General features: G+C 64.0%; 20 protein-coding genes. 13 read left to right on the top strand and 7 right to left on the bottom strand.

Annotated features, from left to right (window positions below; genetic code table 11):
- Positions 1–283 precede the first annotated feature (283 nt).
- Positions 284–1,453: an McrB family protein gene (locus NRB20_RS07165; RefSeq protein ID WP_153408861.1), complete on the top strand. Its 1,170-nt coding sequence runs from the start codon at positions 284–286 to the stop codon at positions 1,451–1,453.
- Positions 1,453–2,634, top strand: coding sequence for an McrC family protein (locus tag NRB20_RS07170; protein ID WP_153408863.1), 1,182 nt, complete (start codon positions 1,453–1,455; stop codon positions 2,632–2,634). Before NRB20_RS07165 ends, NRB20_RS07170 begins: the two co-directional genes overlap by 1 nt.
- Before the next feature lie 158 nt (positions 2,635–2,792).
- Here NRB20_RS07170 and NRB20_RS07175 read toward each other — a convergent pair whose 3' ends face one another.
- The 3 genes from NRB20_RS07175 to NRB20_RS07185 form a co-directional block, all read right to left on the bottom strand.
- Complete coding sequence (locus NRB20_RS07175; RefSeq protein WP_153408865.1) at positions 2,793–3,008, bottom strand: DUF397 domain-containing protein; 216 nt, start codon at positions 3,006–3,008, stop codon at positions 2,793–2,795.
- On the bottom strand, positions 2,992–3,954 hold the full coding sequence (locus NRB20_RS07180) for a helix-turn-helix domain-containing protein (RefSeq protein ID WP_153408867.1): 963 nt from the start codon (positions 3,952–3,954) through the stop codon (positions 2,992–2,994). Before NRB20_RS07180 ends, NRB20_RS07175 begins: the two co-directional genes overlap by 17 nt.
- A 194-nt stretch (positions 3,955–4,148) precedes the next feature.
- Positions 4,149–4,556 carry a hypothetical protein gene (locus tag NRB20_RS07185; protein WP_153408869.1) on the bottom strand — a complete coding sequence of 136 codons (408 nt, stop codon included), beginning with the start codon at positions 4,554–4,556 and terminating at the stop codon, positions 4,149–4,151.
- A 149-nt stretch (positions 4,557–4,705) separates the two neighbouring features.
- On the opposite strand from NRB20_RS07185, the gene NRB20_RS07190 reads away from it, so the two are divergent.
- Complete coding sequence (locus NRB20_RS07190; protein ID WP_153408871.1) at positions 4,706–5,674, top strand: NaeI family type II restriction endonuclease; 969 nt, start codon at positions 4,706–4,708, stop codon at positions 5,672–5,674.
- 266 nt (positions 5,675–5,940) lie between these two features.
- Complete coding sequence (locus NRB20_RS07195) at positions 5,941–6,348, top strand: hypothetical protein (protein WP_153408873.1); 408 nt, start codon at positions 5,941–5,943, stop codon at positions 6,346–6,348.
- A gap of 9 nt (positions 6,349–6,357) precedes the next feature.
- On the opposite strand, the gene NRB20_RS07200 is transcribed toward NRB20_RS07195, so the two are convergent.
- A complete protein-coding gene (locus NRB20_RS07200) occupies positions 6,358–6,786 on the bottom strand; it encodes a MarR family winged helix-turn-helix transcriptional regulator (RefSeq protein WP_153408875.1) in 429 nt (142 codons plus the stop codon).
- Positions 6,787–6,928: 142 nt separating this feature from the next.
- On the opposite strand from NRB20_RS07200, the gene NRB20_RS07205 reads away from it, so the two are divergent.
- Positions 6,929–7,180: a hypothetical protein gene (locus NRB20_RS07205; RefSeq protein WP_153408877.1), complete on the top strand. Its 252-nt coding sequence runs from the start codon at positions 6,929–6,931 to the stop codon at positions 7,178–7,180.
- A 122-nt stretch (positions 7,181–7,302) separates the two neighbouring features.
- Here the strand turns inward: NRB20_RS07205 and NRB20_RS07210 are convergent, their stop codons facing one another.
- Positions 7,303–8,295 (bottom strand): GIY-YIG nuclease family protein, encoded by a 993-nt coding sequence (locus tag NRB20_RS07210; RefSeq protein ID WP_153408879.1) that lies wholly within the window; start codon positions 8,293–8,295, stop codon positions 7,303–7,305.
- A 220-nt stretch (positions 8,296–8,515) separates the two neighbouring features.
- Here NRB20_RS07210 and NRB20_RS07215 point away from each other — a divergent pair, with 220 nt between their 5' ends.
- Both NRB20_RS07215 and mraY read left to right on the top strand, forming a co-directional pair.
- Positions 8,516–8,998 carry an NUDIX domain-containing protein gene (locus NRB20_RS07215; protein ID WP_153408880.1) on the top strand — a complete coding sequence of 161 codons (483 nt, stop codon included), beginning with the start codon at positions 8,516–8,518 and terminating at the stop codon, positions 8,996–8,998.
- A 188-nt stretch (positions 8,999–9,186) separates the two neighbouring features.
- Positions 9,187–10,263, top strand: coding sequence for a phospho-N-acetylmuramoyl-pentapeptide-transferase (gene mraY / locus NRB20_RS07220; protein ID WP_153408882.1), 1,077 nt, complete (start codon positions 9,187–9,189; stop codon positions 10,261–10,263).
- Between the two features lie 6 nt (positions 10,264–10,269).
- Here the strand turns inward: mraY and NRB20_RS07225 are convergent, their stop codons facing one another.
- Together NRB20_RS07225 and NRB20_RS07230 are read right to left on the bottom strand one after the other, a co-directional pair.
- A complete protein-coding gene (locus NRB20_RS07225) occupies positions 10,270–11,274 on the bottom strand; it encodes a Gfo/Idh/MocA family protein (protein ID WP_153408884.1) in 1,005 nt (334 codons plus the stop codon).
- A 29-nt stretch (positions 11,275–11,303) separates the two neighbouring features.
- Complete coding sequence (locus tag NRB20_RS07230) at positions 11,304–12,308, bottom strand: LacI family DNA-binding transcriptional regulator (RefSeq protein ID WP_153408886.1); 1,005 nt, start codon at positions 12,306–12,308, stop codon at positions 11,304–11,306.
- A gap of 216 nt (positions 12,309–12,524) precedes the next feature.
- On the opposite strand from NRB20_RS07230, the gene NRB20_RS07235 reads away from it, so the two are divergent.
- From NRB20_RS07235 to NRB20_RS07260, 6 genes are read left to right on the top strand one after another with little or no spacing between them, the layout of a single operon-like run.
- Entirely contained in the window at positions 12,525–13,457 is a 933-nt protein-coding gene (locus tag NRB20_RS07235) for a TIM barrel protein (protein WP_153408888.1), read from the top strand.
- 33 nt (positions 13,458–13,490) lie between these two features.
- A complete protein-coding gene (locus tag NRB20_RS07240) occupies positions 13,491–14,492 on the top strand; it encodes a sugar ABC transporter substrate-binding protein (RefSeq protein ID WP_153408890.1) in 1,002 nt (333 codons plus the stop codon).
- Positions 14,493–14,503: 11 nt separating this feature from the next.
- A complete protein-coding gene (locus tag NRB20_RS07245) occupies positions 14,504–15,571 on the top strand; it encodes an ABC transporter permease (protein ID WP_194289754.1) in 1,068 nt (355 codons plus the stop codon).
- Complete coding sequence (locus tag NRB20_RS07250) at positions 15,568–16,356, top strand: ATP-binding cassette domain-containing protein (protein ID WP_153408892.1); 789 nt, start codon at positions 15,568–15,570, stop codon at positions 16,354–16,356. Before NRB20_RS07245 ends, NRB20_RS07250 begins: the two co-directional genes overlap by 4 nt.
- On the top strand, positions 16,353–17,369 hold the full coding sequence (gene iolC, locus NRB20_RS07255; RefSeq protein ID WP_153408894.1) for a 5-dehydro-2-deoxygluconokinase: 1,017 nt from the start codon (positions 16,353–16,355) through the stop codon (positions 17,367–17,369). The genes NRB20_RS07250 and iolC overlap by 4 nt, the downstream gene beginning before the upstream one ends.
- A complete protein-coding gene (locus NRB20_RS07260; protein ID WP_319944589.1) occupies positions 17,360–18,253 on the top strand; it encodes a Cgl0159 family (beta/alpha)8-fold protein in 894 nt (297 codons plus the stop codon). Before iolC ends, NRB20_RS07260 begins: the two co-directional genes overlap by 10 nt.
- Positions 18,254–18,293 lie beyond the last annotated feature (40 nt).

Here is an 18,293-nt window from a genome sequence, read left to right on the forward strand (position 1 = left end):
GCCCGTGGAGCCCGGCGGCCAACCCGCCGACCGGGCCACCCAAGATTGCCCGAAAGCCGCTGATCAGCGGCAAACAACCAATCCGAACCCGATCACGCCGGGCCGCAGGCCCGGCGCAAGATCCAGGCTAGAACCTCGAGTGGCATTGAGGTCAAGATGGTGATTGGGTATTCCAGAAACGTCGAAGCGGATTGATAGGGTCGGTTTTGGTGGTAGTCGTTTGGGCGCTAGCCTGATTGGAACAGTGTCAATCTCTAGTCCATGTTGTAGGGGAGTCCAAACGATGGCCCGCATTTTGCGGATCGTTCCGAGTACGCAGGAGCGCATCCGGCCGCATAAGCTCGAAGAGGGTGTCACCTGCGAGTACAAGGTGCTCGAGACTCCGGACGGCGAGACTTTGGTGCACTTGTCGACTTTCGGGTCGGAAAATCGCGAGTCTCCTCCGAAGAGCAGCCAGTCGATGCAACTCGATCGTGAGCAGGCCGCTGACCTCATGCGCATCCTGCGTAGCACGTTCGGTCGCCAAAGCAGCGGTCCGGACGGCTCTCGATCTGAGACAAAACCGGTGTTCCCCGATGCTACAGAGGCTTTGGCTCGAAAGCTGCTTGTTTCGAAGGAATGGATTCAGCAGTGCGTCGAACTCCTCCGAGATCGTCCACAGCTCATATTTTATGGACCGCCCGGCACTGGGAAGACCTTCCTCGCCAAGGCTCTCGCGGAGTATTTTTCCGGCAAAGAAAACGTCAAAGTTGTACAGTTTCATCCTTCGTACTCGTACGAAGACTTCTTCGAAGGATTTCGGCCGAGTAAATCCGGCAACGGACAACTTCAGTACGAAGTACACCATGGTCCGCTGAAAGTTCTGTCCGATGAGGCCAGGATGAATTCGGACAAGATCTACACGCTCGTGATCGACGAGATAAATCGTGGAAATATCGCGAAGATTTTCGGTGAGTTGTATTTTTTGCTGGAGTATCGTGACAGTAATTTGAGTCTCATGTACTCCGATGAAGCGGATCCGACCTTCACTCTCCCTGATAATTTGGTCATCATCGGCACGATGAACACGGCCGATCGATCTATCGCGCTCTTGGATTCTGCCCTCCGTCGACGGTTCGCATTCGTTGCGCTCCATCCCTCTGAGCATCCGACCAAAGATGTGCTTCGCCAGTGGCTGGCAGATATGCGCTATGATGGCGAACCAGCGGATCTGATGGATGCGTTGAACTCGAAGATACCGGATGAAGATTTCAAGATCGGCCCGTCGTATTTCATGCGACCTTCGGCTGTATCCGACGATGGTATAGAACGTACCTGGCGCACATCCATACTTCCCCTACTGGAAGAATATCACTACGGTGATCCGAATTTTGTTGTGCGAGAAGAGTATTCGCTGGAAACTATCCGTAACCTCGCTCGTGATCGCAGATCGACACCGGGGGCGTCGACGTAATGAAGCGTCTCGATCTGGTCGAATGGGGTGACACTGGTTCGATTGACCTATCGCCTGAGGAGTACGAGGCATTGGTGGGCCTCAAAGTATCCAAGGTCACCAGGAGATCGCATGGGAAGTACTCCGTCAAGCCGCAGAAACATGTAGGATCTGTAAAGTTTGGCGATGTGCAGCTCAATATTCGGCCCAAAATAACCGAGATAAATCGGCTGCTGTTCTTCATCGGGTACTGTTCGAACCCGGCGATCTGGCGAGATGAGTTCGTTCGCTTGGAGAAAGCAGACGGATTGTTTCCCGCTGTTGCGGAATCATTCGTCAGGCTGGCGTCACATTCTATCGACCAGGGGCTTCTGCAAGGGTATGCAACGGTCGCGGACCGTCTGTCTGTTGTACGTGGCAGGGTTCGATTTCGTGATCAAATAACGAGAAATTTCGGAATGCCGCTTCCAGTGGCTGTGGAGTACGACGACTTTACTTGCGACGTGGCCGAAAACAAGATGATACTCCTTGCCACGCTCAGACTGCTGGGAATGACTGATATCGAAGGTGCGGCGCGACAACGTCTCAGCCGCATACGTGCGATGTTGGATGATATAACGTTGCCGCGCAAGTGGGAGGGGACGCCGAAATGGTCGGCCAATCGACTGAATGTGAGATACCATGACACCTTGCGTCTCGCTGAAGTGATTCTGGACAATAGTTCTTTCAACCAGGACAACGGGCCGCTCGCAGTATCCGGGTTCATGTTCGACATGTCCAAGATATACGAAGATTTCGTCACCGGATCGCTCGGCATGGCTATGCGCCAATTCGGCGGAAATCCGAAATTGCAGGAATCTCGATATCTGGATAAAGGCTCCCATGTGAAGATCCGGCCAGACCTTGTCTGGTACGGAGATAACGGGAATCCGATTGCCGTTGTAGATGCAAAGTATAAGTCCGAGCGACCGAAGGGATTTCCTGAAGTTGATCTGTATCAGATGCTCGCTTATTGTTCAGTGCTCGGTCTGCCTGAGGGGCATCTGATCTATGCGAAGGGTAACGGAGCGGCAAGAACACATGAAATCCATAACTGTGGAATTACAATCCATTGTCATACTCTGGATCTCGCCTCTCCGCCCGATACGTTGCTGAAAAACATTGAACTTCTAGCTCATGTGATCATGCGCCGGAAACCCTGACATGCAGTCTACCGAGTTCGTTCTATCGCCCCCGTCCTCCCAGGTCCACCCGGCCCCGGCGTCGACGGTGTACTCGGTGGTCGGATATTCGACCCCGTCGACGAAGACGGTGATCGCTACCGGGCCGTCCGGACCTCGGACTACGACCAGTTCGATGTTCAACTGGGGGACATAGACTTTGGGTTGCCTGCGTCGGTGGTGAAGGTGTCCCATTCGTCGGACGTGAAGATCAACGCAGGCCCATCCGGGTTCTTACTGTCTCGGACGCCGACGAAACCCCCTGGGAGCCAAGCGACCTCGACGCATTGAGAGTTGGACTCGCTGTAGCTGCTCTTGCGCCACTGTGCCCCGGATAGATCAACGATCACTGTCATACTCCCTAGCCACCTGCCGGAGCAGGCTTCTTGTGTCCACCTCGTCCAGTGCGGTGCGCCGGATCGCTTCGGTCAGTTCATGGTAGTGCTGTAGTTCTACGGGGTCTTCGGAGTAGATGTCGCTGCTCATGCCGCCGTCCCGGTAGACCACAGGGGGTTCGACGGGGTCTCCCTTGGCATCGCTGCCGAACTCCAGGATTACGAACTGGCCGGGCAGGATTCCCCAGGGGCAGCCCGCTCGGTAGGGGTGGACACGCAGGGTGATGTTCGGTTGTTTGCCGAGTTCAGCCAGCTGCCGGAGTTGGGCTGCCATGGTTCGCGGAGTGCCGACCATCCGGCGCAATGCTGATTCGTGGAGGAACACCTCGAGTTGGAGGGGAGTAACCCGCCTCGTGAGAATCTTCTGGCGTCGCAGCCGGATCTGTACGCGGCGCTCGACGTCTTCGTCTTTCAGCAATTCGGGGTTGGTGCAGAACAGAGCGTGGGCGTAAGCGGCCGTCTGAAGGAGGCCGGGAACCAGCTCTTGGTACGAAATTATGCTCCGCGCTGCGGCTTCCATGCCCACATACATGTTGAACGCGTTGCTGAACATCCCACCCATCGCGGTGACATCCGGATTGTCCGCAGCCTTCGCGGCCAGCTCGATCGCCTTCGCGGTCTCCGCGGCATCGACGTCGAACAGCTCGCACAACGCGCGCACGTCCTGCTTGCGCAGCTTCTGTGGACGCCCGGTCTCCATGCGCTGTAGTGCGGCCGGACTCAGCTGAACCTCCTGTGCCGCACGGGCGATCGTGAGTCCGACCTCCAGCCGCCGCTCGCGTAGGAACCGGCCGAGCTGCCGTCGCAACAGTGTCGGTGCTTGTTCTGTGGACATGTGAACCCCCTGGTCGTTGACGGAGATGCCGAACCATTCCGAGTGGATTCTCGCGCGAATCTGAGTACTCATGTGGAGTTTTGGTTAGATTGCCTTGAATATTCAATACCGAATATTCTGGTCGCGTGTCCAGTGGTGTGCTGGTGGCGCAGGTTCGAACCGCCTGCGTACCAGCAGTTTTCACGCATAGGAGGCAATGTGACCATGTTTCATGTCCCACCTGTAGACCACTCTGTCCCGCCAGGTCGGTTCAGCGTGGACGGCGCTCATGCCGTCATGCAGGAACACATCGGCTGCTCGATCGACACATGTCCGATCAAGCGGTGCGCCAAGGCTTTTCTTGTGGAGCGCGGTCGTCTGCAACCTGCGGAACGTCCGAAGTTCGGGTTCTGATGTCCGCCTACGACGACATCGCCGATGTCGAGATCCATGTCATCCAGGACGTCATCGATGCGGTCGAGGTGGCGTTGCGGAGATCCGAGAGGTGCGGGCATCGCTTGGTCGCGCCGCGGTCGAGGGTGTATGCCGTTGTCCTGCAAGTGGTTATCGCAGATGCCCGGCGGCATCACCTGCGGGCAACCCTGGATTGCGCCGACATACTCGACGTTGTCCTGGGAGATGATGCGATCCCGTCTTCTGGCGTGAATCCACTCGCCGATGCCATTGCGGCTCACACCATCTGCGCGAACTGAATCGGAGGCCGCCTGGTGGAGGCGTGGAGGCGGCATCGGGAGTCGAACGGAGACAAGCGGTTACGTGCACAGTATCGCGGCAACCGCTTTGTGCTGGGGGCTGTGTTTCCGCATTTCAAGATAGGGGTTGAATGAAATCTGATGTCAATCGGGCGGATCGGCCATTCCGTGTCGAGGTGGAGTGCGACGAGGGAGTGGCCGACGTTCGAGCCGAGATATATCGAATGGATCCAAATGGTGAACGTATAGCGACAGTACTGCGCGATACCTTGGATCAACTTTACGATGGGCGGCGAACGGGGCGCTGGGAACTCTCGCAGCTCTTCAAGGCTGAGAAAGAGAGTGTGGGGCCTCTGGTGGAGATAAATCTACAGCGGGAGTTTCGGTTCGAAGATGGTATTCGAACAGACTATAAGATCGCTGGTGTCGAAGTGGATTGCAAATACTCTGTTAGTTTCGGAGACTGGCAGCTGCTGCCGGAGGCGGTCAATCGGGTGGCTCTGGTTGTTCATGCTGATGAGAAGTCTGCGAAGTGGTGTGCCGGACTGATTCCGGTGAAGCCGGAATATGTGAACAATGGAATTGGGATGATTAATGCTTTAACGCTTTCGGGCTGCGGTGTCCGGCGTATTGAATGGCTTTGGGGAGGTTTTCAGAAGCTGGCTCCGAATCTATTTATCGAGCTGGATCAGGTGATCCGGGAAAGGATCTTGGGTGCGCGAGCAACTCGTGGCGAAAAGCATGGTCAAGCGAGAGTCAATGAGCTTTTTCGTCAGGTGCACGGCCGTATCATACGCCGAGCCGAACTGGCGACAGTTGCTCAGCAGGACGACTTCATGAAGCGTGCACGCGATAATGGTGGGGCTCGCACGCATTTGCGCCCGGAAGGGATTCTGATACTGGGGCATCAGCGCAAGGAGGTCGAGATAGCGCAGGCCTTGGGGCTGCCGATTCCTCGGTTGGGAGAGTTCGTCGCGGCTCGGGTGGTGCCGGAGCGACCAGGGAGGAGTGATCACGTCGCCGCGATAGCTGGCTCCCGGTGGATTGTCGCTGGGCCGGATGACCCTTACGGGGTCGCAGCGCCTGTCGTACCGAGGTGACCTGTAGCAACGCCGTGACGAGCAGGATCCTCCGGGCGGGCCGCGGCGGTCGCGCCCCAGCGGTCGGATGGGGGTGGTGGGACTGCGAATGCGGTTGTGGTCGGGGTGGCGGTGGTGGTTTCGGCCGCTGCAGTGGGTGTTGTTCGACGAGGAGAACTTTCGGGGTGGGCCGCGTCGTGAGATCGACGGTCTGTAGGACGGTGGCGCGCAGTTCTCGTTATGTGAGCCACAGGAACTCGTTAAGTCTGCGGGGTGAGGATCGGTTCGTGAACGACGACGCACAGCAACCTGGACATTCGCCGCAGCAGGACGGCGTGGTCGCGACGATCTCGAGCATGCTGGCCATCGGTTCGGCGGGGGCCGGGCTCGGCGGATTCGGTTACATCATCGATCCGCAGGACTATTACGCGTTTGCCATCGGTGATCTGCTGGTGTCGGCGCTTTTCGTCATCGGTGCGGTAATGCTGTTGCGGCGCAACGATACCGGCCGTGGGCTTCTTGTCGTGCTGTCGGGGATCGGGGTCTTCGGCGGTTCGATCTGTCTGGTGTCCAATCTTGTTTCGGGGACGGCGTTCGCGCAGGGCATCAGTGCGCTCGCGGTTGCGGTGATGGCGTTGATGCTGACGCTGAGTTTGTCCGGGGCCGCTGTTCGCTGGTGTCGCACGAGTGGATAGGGCGCGAACTCAGCCCTCGGCCGGCACGCCGGGGATGGGGAGGCTTGCGGTCAGATGGTCGAGAAGTGGTGTGAGGCGGCCTAATTCGGCGAGGTGGAGTTCGCTGAGGGCTTCGATGCGTTCCTCGCCCAGGGTGGTGGCTATCAGGCGGACGACTCGGGAGTCCTGGGTGTCGCGGGTGCGTTCTACCAGGCCGGCTTCTACGGCGCGGTCGATGAGGCCGACGGCGCTGTGGTGGCGGACGGTGAGGTAGTCGGCTACTTCGCCGATGGTGGGGCCCTGGGCGTGGGTGTGGCCGGTGATGGCCAGGAGGAGTTGGTGTTGGGCGGGGGTCAGGCCGACCTGTTTGGCGCGTTCCTCGCTCCAGCGTTCGAAGCGGCGTAGGGCCGTGCGGAAGTGTAGGAGCGTGCTGTAGTCACGCGACGTCAGTTTGGGCATGCCGGTTCCAAATCCTTGTATCGCGTACCGGGTATCGCGTACTGGTCGGTGCGATTGACTGATTGTTCACAGCCTACCGGTCTTGTATCGGGTCGCGACATATAAGTATCGTAGTACGATATTTGTAGAAGGAGTCGAGCCCATGACATTGGATATTCTGGCTTTCGTACTGCCGGTGATCGTCCTGATTCTGGTCATCGCCGGGCTGCTGATCGGCTGGTCCGAGCTGTCCGACCCGCCGACCTCCACGAACTGTGCCAACTGCGACCGATGGATGATCAACAAGCATCACCGGGCGCAGCCGATATGCCTGCGGTGCCGCGTGAAGTACCTGTTCGCCGAGCCCCAGCCCCATCCCCACCCGCGGCCCAGCGACCTGTCTCGAATCCACTGAGCCCAACCTGAATTCGCCGGACCTGCCCCGTGTTCGCCGAGCCCGCCCCACGTCTGCCGAGCCCGCGCAGCATTCGCCGAGCCCGCCCCGAATCCGCTGACCCCTGAATCCATTGCGCGAGATCAGGTCTCGCCGCTGAAATCCATCTGCTGCCGGTAGGCCTCGGTCAGCACATCGTTGGCCAGATCCTGATTGTGGTTGCGCGCGTAGCGGGAGATCCCGCGACGCATCATGCGGATGTTGAGACCGTAGGCGAGATCGAAGAAGTCGTAACCGCCGGTGACCGAGTCGACGTTGATGTCCTCCTCGATCAGGTCGTACAGCCCGAACACCCAGGACCAGACGCGCTGATTGCGATACGTGCCGGGTAGGGCGTGGAACAGGTCGCTCTCGATGGTCAGATCCTCGTCGCTCATCCCCTTCGGAATGTCGACGTTCATGCGGATCGTGGTGTAGAGACTGCCGTCGTCGAGTTCGCTCTCCGAGACGAACAGCGTCTCCAGCGCACCGCACCGCAACGTCATCAACCGCCGCCCGCCCCGCGACCGCGTCGGCAGCGCGGAGATGTTCCACAGATAACGCTGCGTATTCGCCGGATCGGGAATCGTCTCGTTGATGTACAGCGCGATGGCGGCGCGCAGCGCGGGATAGTCGTTGTGCCGGTGCAGTTCCCAGTAGCGGTGACGTTGCTCGCCCGCGGTTCCGGTGTCCACCGTGGTGCGCGAGCCGCGGTCCCAGGGCAGCACGATCGACCGCGCCTGCTCCACCGGCACGAACTCGTCGTCGTCGTCACCGGCGAGATAGACCCACTGCTTGTTGCGCAGCTCGGTGGTCTGCTCCAGCAACGTGACCAGATGACGTTCGGCGAAGTCGAGGTCCTCCACCGGCCACGGCGCGAAATCGATCGCCTCGATATCGCTCCACATGCGCGCGTGCGCGGAGAACCGGGCCGCGACGTTCACCGACCCGCCGACGTACGCCTCACCGTCCGCGAAGTGCAGGATGTACAGCCCGCACAGCGTCGTCTCGGCGACCAGCAGCGGCGTGATGGTACCCAGACCCGACACGTTGTAGCTCTTGAATCGGTACTCGGGTTCGAGAGCATCGTTCGCCATGGGGTCATCGATATCAGAATTGCCAGGCGGCGGGGTAATTATGCACACCTATCGATACCCATGAAACCCGGTGCGGCCCAGATGAACACCGATCGTTCACCGCCGACGTCCTGTCCGGATGCCGGGCGCGAGGCGGCATCGGTGTGAGATCGTGTTCGGCGAATGGTCGGATCCGGAATGAAGTCTCGCAACGCGCGGGCTGGTGAGGTCGGTGGGCGGCATGAGTGCCTCGTTTGAGCAAACCAGTTACACCCCTGAAGTTTTCGCTCGACCGTGGCTTGCCGCCGGTGCGCTGTTCGTCCGCGAGGAGTCGGTACTGCTGGTGCACAAGACCTACGGTGACGGCTGGGACATCCCGGGCGGCTTCGTGGACGTGAGCGAGGCCCCGGTCCAGGCGTGCCGACGGGAGATCGCCGAGGAACTCGGCATCGCGCGTCCGCCCCGGCGTCTGCTGGTCTGTGATTGGGCACCGCACGACGGTACCGACCGGCTGCTGTTCGTGTTCGACTGCGGTGAACTCGGCGACGAATCGGACATCGTGTTGCAGGCCAGCGAGCTGGATCGGTGGGAGTGGGTACCCATCGACGCGGTGGAGGATTACGCCGTTCCGCGACTGGCGATCCGGCTGCGGCAGGCGTACGCGGCCTATCACGAGGGTGGCCCGGTGTATCTGGAGCGCGGGGAGCCGTTCGCTGCGGTCTGAGGTGGTGGGCACCGGAATCCGGGCCGCGCGCAACGGTTGTCGCGTAAGCGGTCACGGAACCGGTTACGCGACCGCTTATTTCGATCTTGTGTCGTTCCGGGACGGGCGGCGGTGCGCGGGAACGCGGCTTGGCTACCATCGGTGCAATCCGCCGGAGCCGTCGGCGGAAGTAGGTGGTACGGGAGCGCATGAACCAGGTCCTCTTCGCGGCCGTGATCGCGCTCGCGGTCTCGATCACGTTGACGCCGTTGCTGATCCGGTGGTTCACCAAATCCGAGGTCGGACAGGAGATCCGGGCCGAGGGTCCGGCCAGCCACCAGGCCAAACGCGGTACGCCGACGATGGGCGGCATCGCCATCCTGATCGGTATGTGGGCGGGATACCTGGGTGCGCACCTGATCGGCGCGGCCTTCCATCCGCCCGGAATCTCGGCCTCGGGACTGCTCGTGCTCGGGCTGGCCACGGCGTTGGGCGGGGTCGGACTGGTCGACGATCTGCTCAAGGTCCGCCGCAGACGTAACCTCGGGCTGACCGCGACCGGGAAGTTCCTGGGGCAGATCGCCGCCGCGTTGATCTTCGCGGTGCTGGCGCTGCGTTTTCCGGGCAGCACCGGGCTGACCCCGGCCAGCATGCACGTGTCCTATGTGCGCGATATCAACACCGTGTCGTTCGGCCTGCTCGCCTTCCTGCTGCTGGTGGCGTTCCTGGTGGTGGCCTGGTCGAACGCGGTGAACATCACCGACGGCCTGGACGGGCTCGCGGCCGGGACGGTGGGCCTGGCGCTGGGCGCGTACGTGGTGGTGACGTCGTGGCAGTACATCAACGCGTGCGCCACCCGGCCGCAGATCGGCTGCTACGACGTGCGTGACCCGCTGGATCTGGCCGTGGTGTGCGCGGCCGGGGTGGCGGCCTGCGTCGGATTCCTGTGGTGGAACGCCGCCCCGGCGCGGATCTTCATGGGGGACACCGGATCGCTGGCGCTGGGCGGGTTGCTGGCCGGGCTGTCCATCACCACCCGCACCGAACTGCTGACCGTGGTGATCGGCGCACTGTTCGTCGCGGAGATTGCCTCGGTGTTGCTACAGATCGCGGTCTTCCGCACCACGCGCAGCCGGCTGTTCAAGATGGCGCCGTTCCATCACCATTTCGAACTGAGCAAATGGGCCGAGACGACGGTCATCATCCGGTTCTGGATTCTGGGCGGGGTCGCCTCGGCCATCGGGTTGATGCTGTTCTACGAGGAGTATCTGGATGTCGTGGGGTGAGCCGCGTCAGCGGACCTCGGCGAGCGCGACCGTGCGATTGTGCCTGCGGGACAACTCACATGCCTCGGCGATGTAGAACGCCTCGAGCGCATCGGTTGGGTCGCAGGGGTTTTCGGCGTTGCCGGTGGCCACGGCGGTGAAGACGGTCAGTTCCTCGATGTAGGCGCGGCGGAAACGTTCCATGAAGCCCGGATAGGCCGGGAACAGGGGCGCGGGATGGTCGGGTTCGACCGAGCGCAGCGGGGCCCGATCATCCAGGCCCGCAATGGCGTTCGCGCGGGAGCCCAGGACCTCGAGACGGACGTCGTAGCCCGCGCCGTTGTAGCGGCCGAGGGAGACCGTGGCCAGGGTGTCGTCGTCCAGGCGCAGTAGGATCGCGGCGGTGTCCACGTCACCGGCGTCGCGGAAGAACTGCTCACCGCGATTCGCGCCCAGCACCGACACCTCGGTGATCTCGCGGCCCGACACCCAGCGGATGATGTCGAAATCGTGGACGCCGCAGTCCCGGAACAGGCCGCCCGAGCGCGGAATGTATTCCGCCGGTGGGGGAGCCGGGTCCAGGGTGGTGGCGCGCAGGGTGTGCAGGCGGCCGAGTTCCCCGGAGGCGACTGCTGCACGCGCGGCCCGGTATCCGGCGTCGAAACGGCGCTGGAAGCCGATCTGCACTGGCACGCGGGAGTTTTCGAGGTGGGAGATCACCGCGAGGGTGCCCGCGATATCCGCCGCGACCGGCTTCTCGCAGAAGACCGGGACACCCAGATCGACTGCCGCGGTGATGAGTTCGGGATGCGAGTCGGTGGCGGTGGTGATCACGACGCCGGTGAGATCCGCGGCGAGCAGCGCGTCGACGTCGGGGGCGAATCCCACGCCCAGTTTCGTCGCGGTGGCGCGGGCGCGTTCGGGGTCGGCATCGGCCACGACGACCTCGTCCACCTCGGGCAGGTTGCGCAGGATCTCCGCGTGGGCGACGCCGATGCGGCCGGTTCCGGCCAGACCTATCCGGATTGTCATGGGTGCCTTCTCCTTTCGGGCGTTCCTGATCAGTCGGCGGGCGCGGCGGTGGTCGCGCGGACGATCAGTGCGGGCTGCACGCGCTGCCGCACCGGGTCGGTGCGGTCGGCGTGCAGACGTTGGGCGAGTGCCTCGATCGCGAGGCGGCCGATCTCGGTGCGTGGCTGGTCGATGGTGGTCAGTGCGACGTGCCGGAGTGCGGCCAGTGACGAGTTGTCGTAGCCGACGACCGAGACGTCCTGCGGCACACGCAATCCCGCGTCCTCGAGGGCCGACATCGCGCCGACGGCGTTGAAGTCGTTGCCGCACACCAGGGCGGTGGGAAAGTTGTTGGGGGAGAAGACCGTCAGGAGTTTGCGCACGGCCGCGACACCCGCCTCGTCGGTGTGCTCGCTCGGTACGACCAGGGGTTCCAGACCGTGCCGGCGCATGGCGGTGAGGTAGCCCTTGCGGCGGGGCGTGGCGCTGAAGGCCGCGCCGCCGTCGAAGTGCACGATGCGCCGATGTCCCAGGGCGACAAGGTGATCCACGGCCAGCGCGGATCCGGTCTCACCGTCGTCGTCGACGGTGTCCACGCCCGGCACCGAGGAACTGCGCGAGACCAGCACCACCGGGCACTGCGTGGACGCCTCGCGGATCGCCGCGGCCGCGAGAACCGGTGAGAGCAGGATGATTCCGCCCGGCCGGAAGGCCAGCAGGCTGCTCAGCGCGGTGCGTTCGCGGGTGGGGCTGCGGCGGCCGGTGTTGAGGATCAGTTCGAGTCCGGCCTGTTGCGCCGCGCCGTCCATGGCCTCCACGACGTCGGCGAAGAACGCGTTGTGCAGATCGGAGACCAGCACGCCGATGATATTGGACGTGCGGCTGGCCAGCGAGCGGGCCATGGTGTGCGGGCGGTAGCCGAGTTCGGCGGCCGCGGCCAGCACCGCGCGGCGGCGATGCTCGCTGACCTTCGGCGAATCGCGCATGACGAGCGAGACCAGCGCGCGCGACACGCCCGCCCGGGCGGCGACGTCCTGCATCGTCGGTCGCTGCATCGTGCCCTCTCCCGCCGGATAATAGAGCGCTCCAATCGGACATTCGCACCCTCGGAATTTTCCCGAATTCGCCTGGTTGGGGCCTGTTCTCCGAGGTAGATCCCGTGGAAACGCGGTGCGATGCCCTCTTGACACTATCGTGACACAGGTTACATTATTGGAGCGCTCCAATCACGCCGAGCGCACCCCGCGCACCGACAGGCCGGAGCACTCGAGATGAGCGAACAGATGCATCCGCTGCGGATCGCCGCCGCGCCGATCTCCTGGGGCGTGTGCGAGGTGCCCGGCTGGGGGCAGGTGCTGTCCGCCTCGACGGTGCTCTCGGAGATGAGCGCCCTGGGCGTGGTCGCGACCGAATTCGGGCCGCCGGGATATCTGCCCGCCGAGCCGGGGGAGCTTCGAGAACTGTTGGGCCCGTACGGGATCGCGGCGATCGGTGGATTCCTGGCGCTGGCGCTGCATCGAGATCCGGAGGCCGCCTGCGCGGCGGCTCGGGCGAGTGCGGAGCTGTTCGCCGCGGCCGGGGCCGAGGTGCTGGTACTCGCGGCGGCGACCGGTGAGCAGGGCTACGACACCCGCTCGCAGCTCGATGATCGCCAGTGGCGCACGCTGATCGGGACGGCCCTCGAGATCCGCGAGATCGCGGCGGGCCACGGGCTGCGCACCGTGGTGCATCCGCATGTGGGCACGCTGGTGCAGACCGGTCCGGAGGTCGAGCGGTTGCTCGCGGACTCGGACCTCGAATTGTGCGTGGACACCGGGCATCTGCTGATCGGCGGCGTCGATCCGGTCGAGTTGACGCGCCGGTACGCCGATCGGATCGGGCATATCCACCTCAAGGATGTGCGCGCCGATCTCGCGGACCGAGTGTGTTGCGGTGCAATCGAATACAGCGCCGCCGTGCGGCAGGGACTGTTCGTGCCGCTGGGGGACGGTGACGTGGACATCGAGACGCTGGTGCGGTCTGCCCACGCGGGCGGATATCGCGGTTGGTATGTGCTGGAACAGGATACGGCGCTGGCGGCGGGCGACACCGCGGCCGGGCCGAGCCGGGATGTCGAACGGAGTCTGCGCCGACTCGAAAGTATCGGCGCCGCACTGGTTTCCGCTGGAGCCGGGAATGAGCGGATCCGGGCCGTCGGAGCGTAGGCCCCCACCCGATCCGCGGCGATAGGAGAGAAGATGACAACGAAGTCGGCCCGCACCGTCCGGTCACGTTGGCGGCGGGTGCTGCCCTGGTTCGCCACGGCCGCGCTACTGGCCGCGTGCAGCGGACCGGCCGCGGAAACCACCACGACGACCCAGACGTCCGGCGCCACAGGCGCATTGACGTCGGTGTCGGTGGTCACGCACGGCAGCGCCGGTGACGCGTTCTGGAATGTGGTCAAGAACGGCGCCGACGCCGCGGGTAAGCAACTCGGCGTCAAGGTCGACTATCAGTCATCAGGTGATCCGACCCAGCAGGCCAAACTCATCGACAACGCCGTGGCCCAGGGCGTCGGCGGGCTCGTGGTCTCCATGGCCAACCCCGACGCGCTGCGGCCCTCGATCCAGAAGGCCGTTGCCGCAGGCATTCCCGTGGTCACGATCAATTCCGGTGAGGCGCAGAGCGTGAGCGTCGGGGCCATCGGCCACGTCGGGCAGAGCGAGGAATCCGCGGGTGAGGGGGCCGGCAAGCGGCTGGCCGCGGCCGGAAAACACAAGCTGCTCTGCGTCATTCACGAGGCCGGGAACATCGGCGACAACCAGCGGTGCGACGGTGCGACGAAGGGATTCGGCGGTAGTACGACCACCTTGCAGGTCGACATCAACAACCCGACCGACGCGCAGTCCCGGATCAAGGGCGCGCTCGAGGCCGATCATTCGATCGACGCCGTGCTGACGTTGAATTCGCAGGTGGCCGCGCGTGCGGTGGCTGCGATCGGGGAGTCCGGCTCGACCGCGCAGGTCGCGACGTTCGACCTGAACAGCGAGGTGGTGGACGCCATCAAAGCCGGCAAACTGCTGTTCGCCATCGATCAGCAGCAGTACGAGCAGGGTTATCTGCCGATCGTGATGTTGCAGCTGTACAAGTCCAATCGCAATACCGTCGGCGGCGGCGCGCCGGTGCAGACCGGCCCGGCCTTCGTGGACAAGGACAACGTCGCCGCGATCGCGACGCTGGTATCGCAGGGCACACGCTGAGAGGCGATGAATTGAGTACTGCCGCAACGTCATCGGACTCCGCTTCCACGGAGTCCGGTGCGCCGGAGCCGAACTCGGGTCCCACGCTGCTACAGCGCGCGATCGTGCGACCCGAGATCGGCGCACTGCTCGGCGCGCTGCTGGTGTTCGTGTTCTTCACCGTCATCACCGACAAGTTCCTGAGCCCGCTGGGCATCGCGAACTGGCTCGACGACTCCTCGACGCTGGGCATCATGGCGGTGGCGGTGGCGCTGTTGATGATCGGCGGGGAGTTCGATCTGTCGGCGGGCGTGATGACCGCGTCGACCTCGCTGGTCACGGCGCTGCTGGCGGTGCACGCGGGCTGGAACGTGTGGTTCGCGCTGCTGGCCTCGCTGGTGTTCGCGCTGGCGGTGGGCGCGTTCAACGGGTGGGTCGTGATGCGCACGGGGCTGCCGAGTTTCATCGTGACGCTCGGTACCTTCCTCGCCCTCCAGGGCCTGAATCTCGGTGTGACGCGGCTGGTCACCGACACCGTGCAGGTCGCCGGGATTCGCGGCGCGGCCGGATACCCCTCGGCCGGTGCGGTTTTCGCCTCCACCATCGATCTGGGCAGTACGCGGATCCAGGCGTCGGTGCTGTGGTGGATCGTGCTGACCGTGCTCGGGTCGATCCTGTTGCTGCGCACCAGGTTCGGGAACTGGACGTTCGCGGTGGGTGGTTCGCTGGCCAGTGCCCGCGCGGTCGGTGTGCCCGCGGTGCGGACCAAGATCCTGCTGTTCATGGGGACCGGATTCGCCGGATGGATCGTCGGATCGTGCAGCATTCTGCGGTTCGGCAGTGTGCAGGCCAACCAGGGGGTGGGCCTGGAGTTGCAGTTCATCATCGCGGCCGTGGTGGGCGGATGCCTGCTGACCGGCGGGTTCGGGTCGGTGATCGGTGCGGCGCTGGGTGCGCTGATCTTCGGAATGGCAAGGCAGGGCATCGTATTCGCGCGGTGGAACGACGACTGGTTCATGTTGTTCCTGGGCGTGCTGCTGCTGGCGGCGGTGCTGGTCAACAACGCGTTCGGCAAGCGCGCGGAGAGGATTCGGCGATGACCGCGACGTCCGCACTGATCGAAACCAGAGGCGTCACCAAGAGTTACGGCGGGGTGGTTGCGCTCGAGGACGTCTCGATGGTGGTGAATCCCGGTGAGGTGACCTGCGTCCTGGGTGACAACGGCGCGGGCAAGTCGACGCTGATCAAGATTCTGGCCGGGGTGCATCAGCACGATTCGGGTGAGCTGCTCATCGAGGGGGAGCCGACCCGATTCGCCTCGCCGCGGGCGGCCCTGGATCGCGGAATCGCCACGGTGTACCAGGATTTGGCGGTGGTTCCGCTGATGAGCGTGTGGCGCAACTTCGTGCTGGGGTCGGAACCGACCTACGGTGTCGGTCCGCTGCGGCTGCTCGATCGCGGGCGGAGTCGCGAGATCGCCCGGAACGCACTGTCGGACATGGGAATCGAGATCCGCGATCTGGAACAGCCGGTCGGCACGCTCTCGGGTGGCCAGCGACAGTGCGTGGCGATCGCCCGCGCGGTGCACTACGGCGCGAAGGTGCTCATCCTGGACGAACCGACCGCGGCACTGGGCGTGAAACAGGCCGGTGTGGTGCTGCGCTACGTGGTCCAGGCCCGCGATCGGGGACTGGGGGTTGTTCTGATCACCCACAATCCCCATCACGCCTACCCCGTCGGCGACCGCTTCCTGCTGCTCAAACGCGGCGCGACGCTGGGTTCGTACGAGAAGTCCGGGATCGACCTGTCCGAGCTGACCCGGCAGATGGCAGGTGGCGCGGAACTCGCTGCGCTGCAACACGAATTGGAGCGGGTGCAGGAATGAGCGGGCCGCAGTCGGAACGCAACGATCCGGCGGTCTCGCGGGATGCGCTCGAGGTGTTGATGATCGGCCGGGTGGGGGTGGATCTGTATCCGGAGCAGAGCGGAGTGCCGCTGGCTCAGGTGCGGACGTTCGCGAAGTCGTTGGGCGGCACCGCGACCAATGTGGCGGTGGCTGCGGCGCGGTTGGGGCGGCGCAGTGCGGTGCTGACGAAGGTCGGGGCGGACGGGTTCGGGGACTACGTACGAATGGCGTTGGGGGAGTTCGGGGTTTCGTCACGGTATGTGTCGACATCCGCCGAACTGCGCACGCCGGTGGTGTTCTGCGAGTTGAATCCGCCCGCCGATCCGCCGCTGCTGTTCTATCGTGCGCCGATCGCACCGGATCTGACCTTGACCGGGTACGACATCCCTTGGGATGTAATCGGATCCGTGCCGCTGCTGTGGGTGACCGGGACCGGCGTCAGCGCCGAGCCCGCGCGTGGTACCCAGCGGCGAGTGCTCGAATATCGTGCGCGACACGGGCATACGGTGCTCGATCTGGATTATCGGCCGATGTTCTGGCCCGATGAGCAGGCCGCTGGGCGGGCGATCGGCGAGCTGCTCGAGTACGTGAATGTGGTGGTGGGCAACAGAACCGAGGTACGGGTCGCGGTTGGCACCGACGATCCGGGCGCGGCGGCCGAGCGGCTGATCGAGCGCGGTGTCGGGTTGGCGGTGATCAAATGCGGTGCGGACGGAGTGTTCGTCGCCGATGCGCACGGAAACCGGTGGACCGTGCCGCCGTGCCGGGTCGAGGTGGTGTGCGGACTCGGTGCCGGAGACGGTTTCGGCGGCGCGCTGGTACACGGGCTGCTCGCGGGCTGGGAACCGCCGCGAATCGCGGAGTACGCCAATGCGGCCGGGGCCCTGGTGGCTTCGCGACTGGCCTGTGCCGACGCTATGCCCACCGCGACGGAAATCGAGGAACTACTTGGCGCACAGAGGAATTCGGATGAGGAGATGCGGTGTACCTGACCGACGAACGCTGGCGTGAGCTGCTGCGCGTGCGCGGCACCGAACCCGGGGCGGTCGCGCGTGCCTATGCCGCGCGACGTCGGCGCGAACGGCTGCTCTCCGGCCAGGGCACCCTGTTTCTGGTCGCGGCGGACCATCCGGCCCGCGGCGCGCTGGGCGTCGGTTCGGATCGCACCGCCATGGCCGATCGGCGCACCCTGCTCGAACGGCTGCTGATCGCGCTGGACAATCCGGCGGTCGACGGCGTGCTCGGCTCCCCGGACGTGGTCGAGGAACTGCTGCTGTTGGACGCGCTGCACGACAAGGTCGTCATCGGCTCGATGAATCGCGGCGGCCTGGCCGGTGCGGACTGGGAGATCGAGGACCGATTCACCGGATACGACGCCCGGTCCCTGGTCGATTTCGGCCTCGACGGCGGGAAAATGCTGCTGCGACTGGTGGATTCGGACCCGCGCACCATCCCGACCCTGCACGCGTGCGCCCGCGCGGTCTCCGAACTCGCCGCACACGGCCTGATGGCGATGGTCGAACCGCTGCCCTACCACCGCGACGACTCCGGATCCCTGGTGATGCACAAGGATTCGGCCTCCCTGCAGCGCGCGATCACCGTCGCCTCGGGCCTGGGCGTGACCTCCGCCCACACCTGGCTGAAAATCCCCGCACCGGAAGACATCTCGGTCCTGGACGCGACAACCCTGCCGGTACTCATGCTGGGCGGCGCACCCTCGGGCGATCCGGCGGCAGACCTCGCCGCCTGGGGAGGCGCACTGCGGCACGAGGTTTCGCGCGGCCTCGTCGTCGGCCGCAGCCTGCTCTATCCACCCGACGGCGACGTCGCGGGCGCGGTCGACGCCGCTGCCCGAATCCTCACGGAGGCACGATGAGCGTCCCGCACGACCTATCGGCCTGTGCCGCAGGCAACAT

The sequence above is a fragment of the Nocardia macrotermitis genome, from assembly GCF_009604405.1.
GTDB lineage: Bacteria > Actinomycetota > Actinomycetes > Mycobacteriales > Mycobacteriaceae > Nocardia > Nocardia macrotermitis.

Excerpts from the sequence above, each read along its gene's own strand:
- NRB20_RS07225 (WP_153408884.1), bottom strand. The coding sequence starts at position 11,274 with ATGACAATCCGGATAGGTCTGGCCGGAACCGGCCGCATCGGCGTCGCC.
- NRB20_RS07230 (WP_153408886.1), bottom strand. The coding sequence starts at position 12,308 with ATGCAGCGACCGACGATGCAGGACGTCGCCGCCCGGGCGGGCGTGTCG.
- iolC (WP_153408894.1), top strand. The coding sequence starts at position 16,353 with ATGAGCGGGCCGCAGTCGGAACGCAACGATCCGGCGGTCTCGCGGGAT.
- NRB20_RS07180 (WP_153408867.1), bottom strand. The coding sequence starts at position 3,954 with ATGAGTACTCAGATTCGCGCGAGAATCCACTCGGAATGGTTCGGCATC.
- NRB20_RS07240 (WP_153408890.1), top strand. The coding sequence starts at position 13,491 with ATGACAACGAAGTCGGCCCGCACCGTCCGGTCACGTTGGCGGCGGGTG.
- NRB20_RS07190 (WP_153408871.1), top strand. The coding sequence starts at position 4,706 with ATGAAATCTGATGTCAATCGGGCGGATCGGCCATTCCGTGTCGAGGTG.
- NRB20_RS07170 (WP_153408863.1), top strand. The coding sequence starts at position 1,453 with ATGAAGCGTCTCGATCTGGTCGAATGGGGTGACACTGGTTCGATTGAC.
- NRB20_RS07250 (WP_153408892.1), top strand. The coding sequence starts at position 15,568 with ATGACCGCGACGTCCGCACTGATCGAAACCAGAGGCGTCACCAAGAGT.
- NRB20_RS07175 (WP_153408865.1), bottom strand. The coding sequence starts at position 3,008 with ATGACAGTGATCGTTGATCTATCCGGGGCACAGTGGCGCAAGAGCAGC.
- NRB20_RS07215 (WP_153408880.1), top strand. The coding sequence starts at position 8,516 with ATGAGTGCCTCGTTTGAGCAAACCAGTTACACCCCTGAAGTTTTCGCT.
- NRB20_RS07205 (WP_153408877.1), top strand. The coding sequence starts at position 6,929 with ATGACATTGGATATTCTGGCTTTCGTACTGCCGGTGATCGTCCTGATT.
- NRB20_RS07165 (WP_153408861.1), top strand. The coding sequence starts at position 284 with ATGGCCCGCATTTTGCGGATCGTTCCGAGTACGCAGGAGCGCATCCGG.
- NRB20_RS07200 (WP_153408875.1), bottom strand. The coding sequence starts at position 6,786 with ATGCCCAAACTGACGTCGCGTGACTACAGCACGCTCCTACACTTCCGC.
- NRB20_RS07210 (WP_153408879.1), bottom strand. The coding sequence starts at position 8,295 with ATGGCGAACGATGCTCTCGAACCCGAGTACCGATTCAAGAGCTACAAC.
- NRB20_RS07235 (WP_153408888.1), top strand. The coding sequence starts at position 12,525 with ATGAGCGAACAGATGCATCCGCTGCGGATCGCCGCCGCGCCGATCTCC.
- mraY (WP_153408882.1), top strand. The coding sequence starts at position 9,187 with ATGAACCAGGTCCTCTTCGCGGCCGTGATCGCGCTCGCGGTCTCGATC.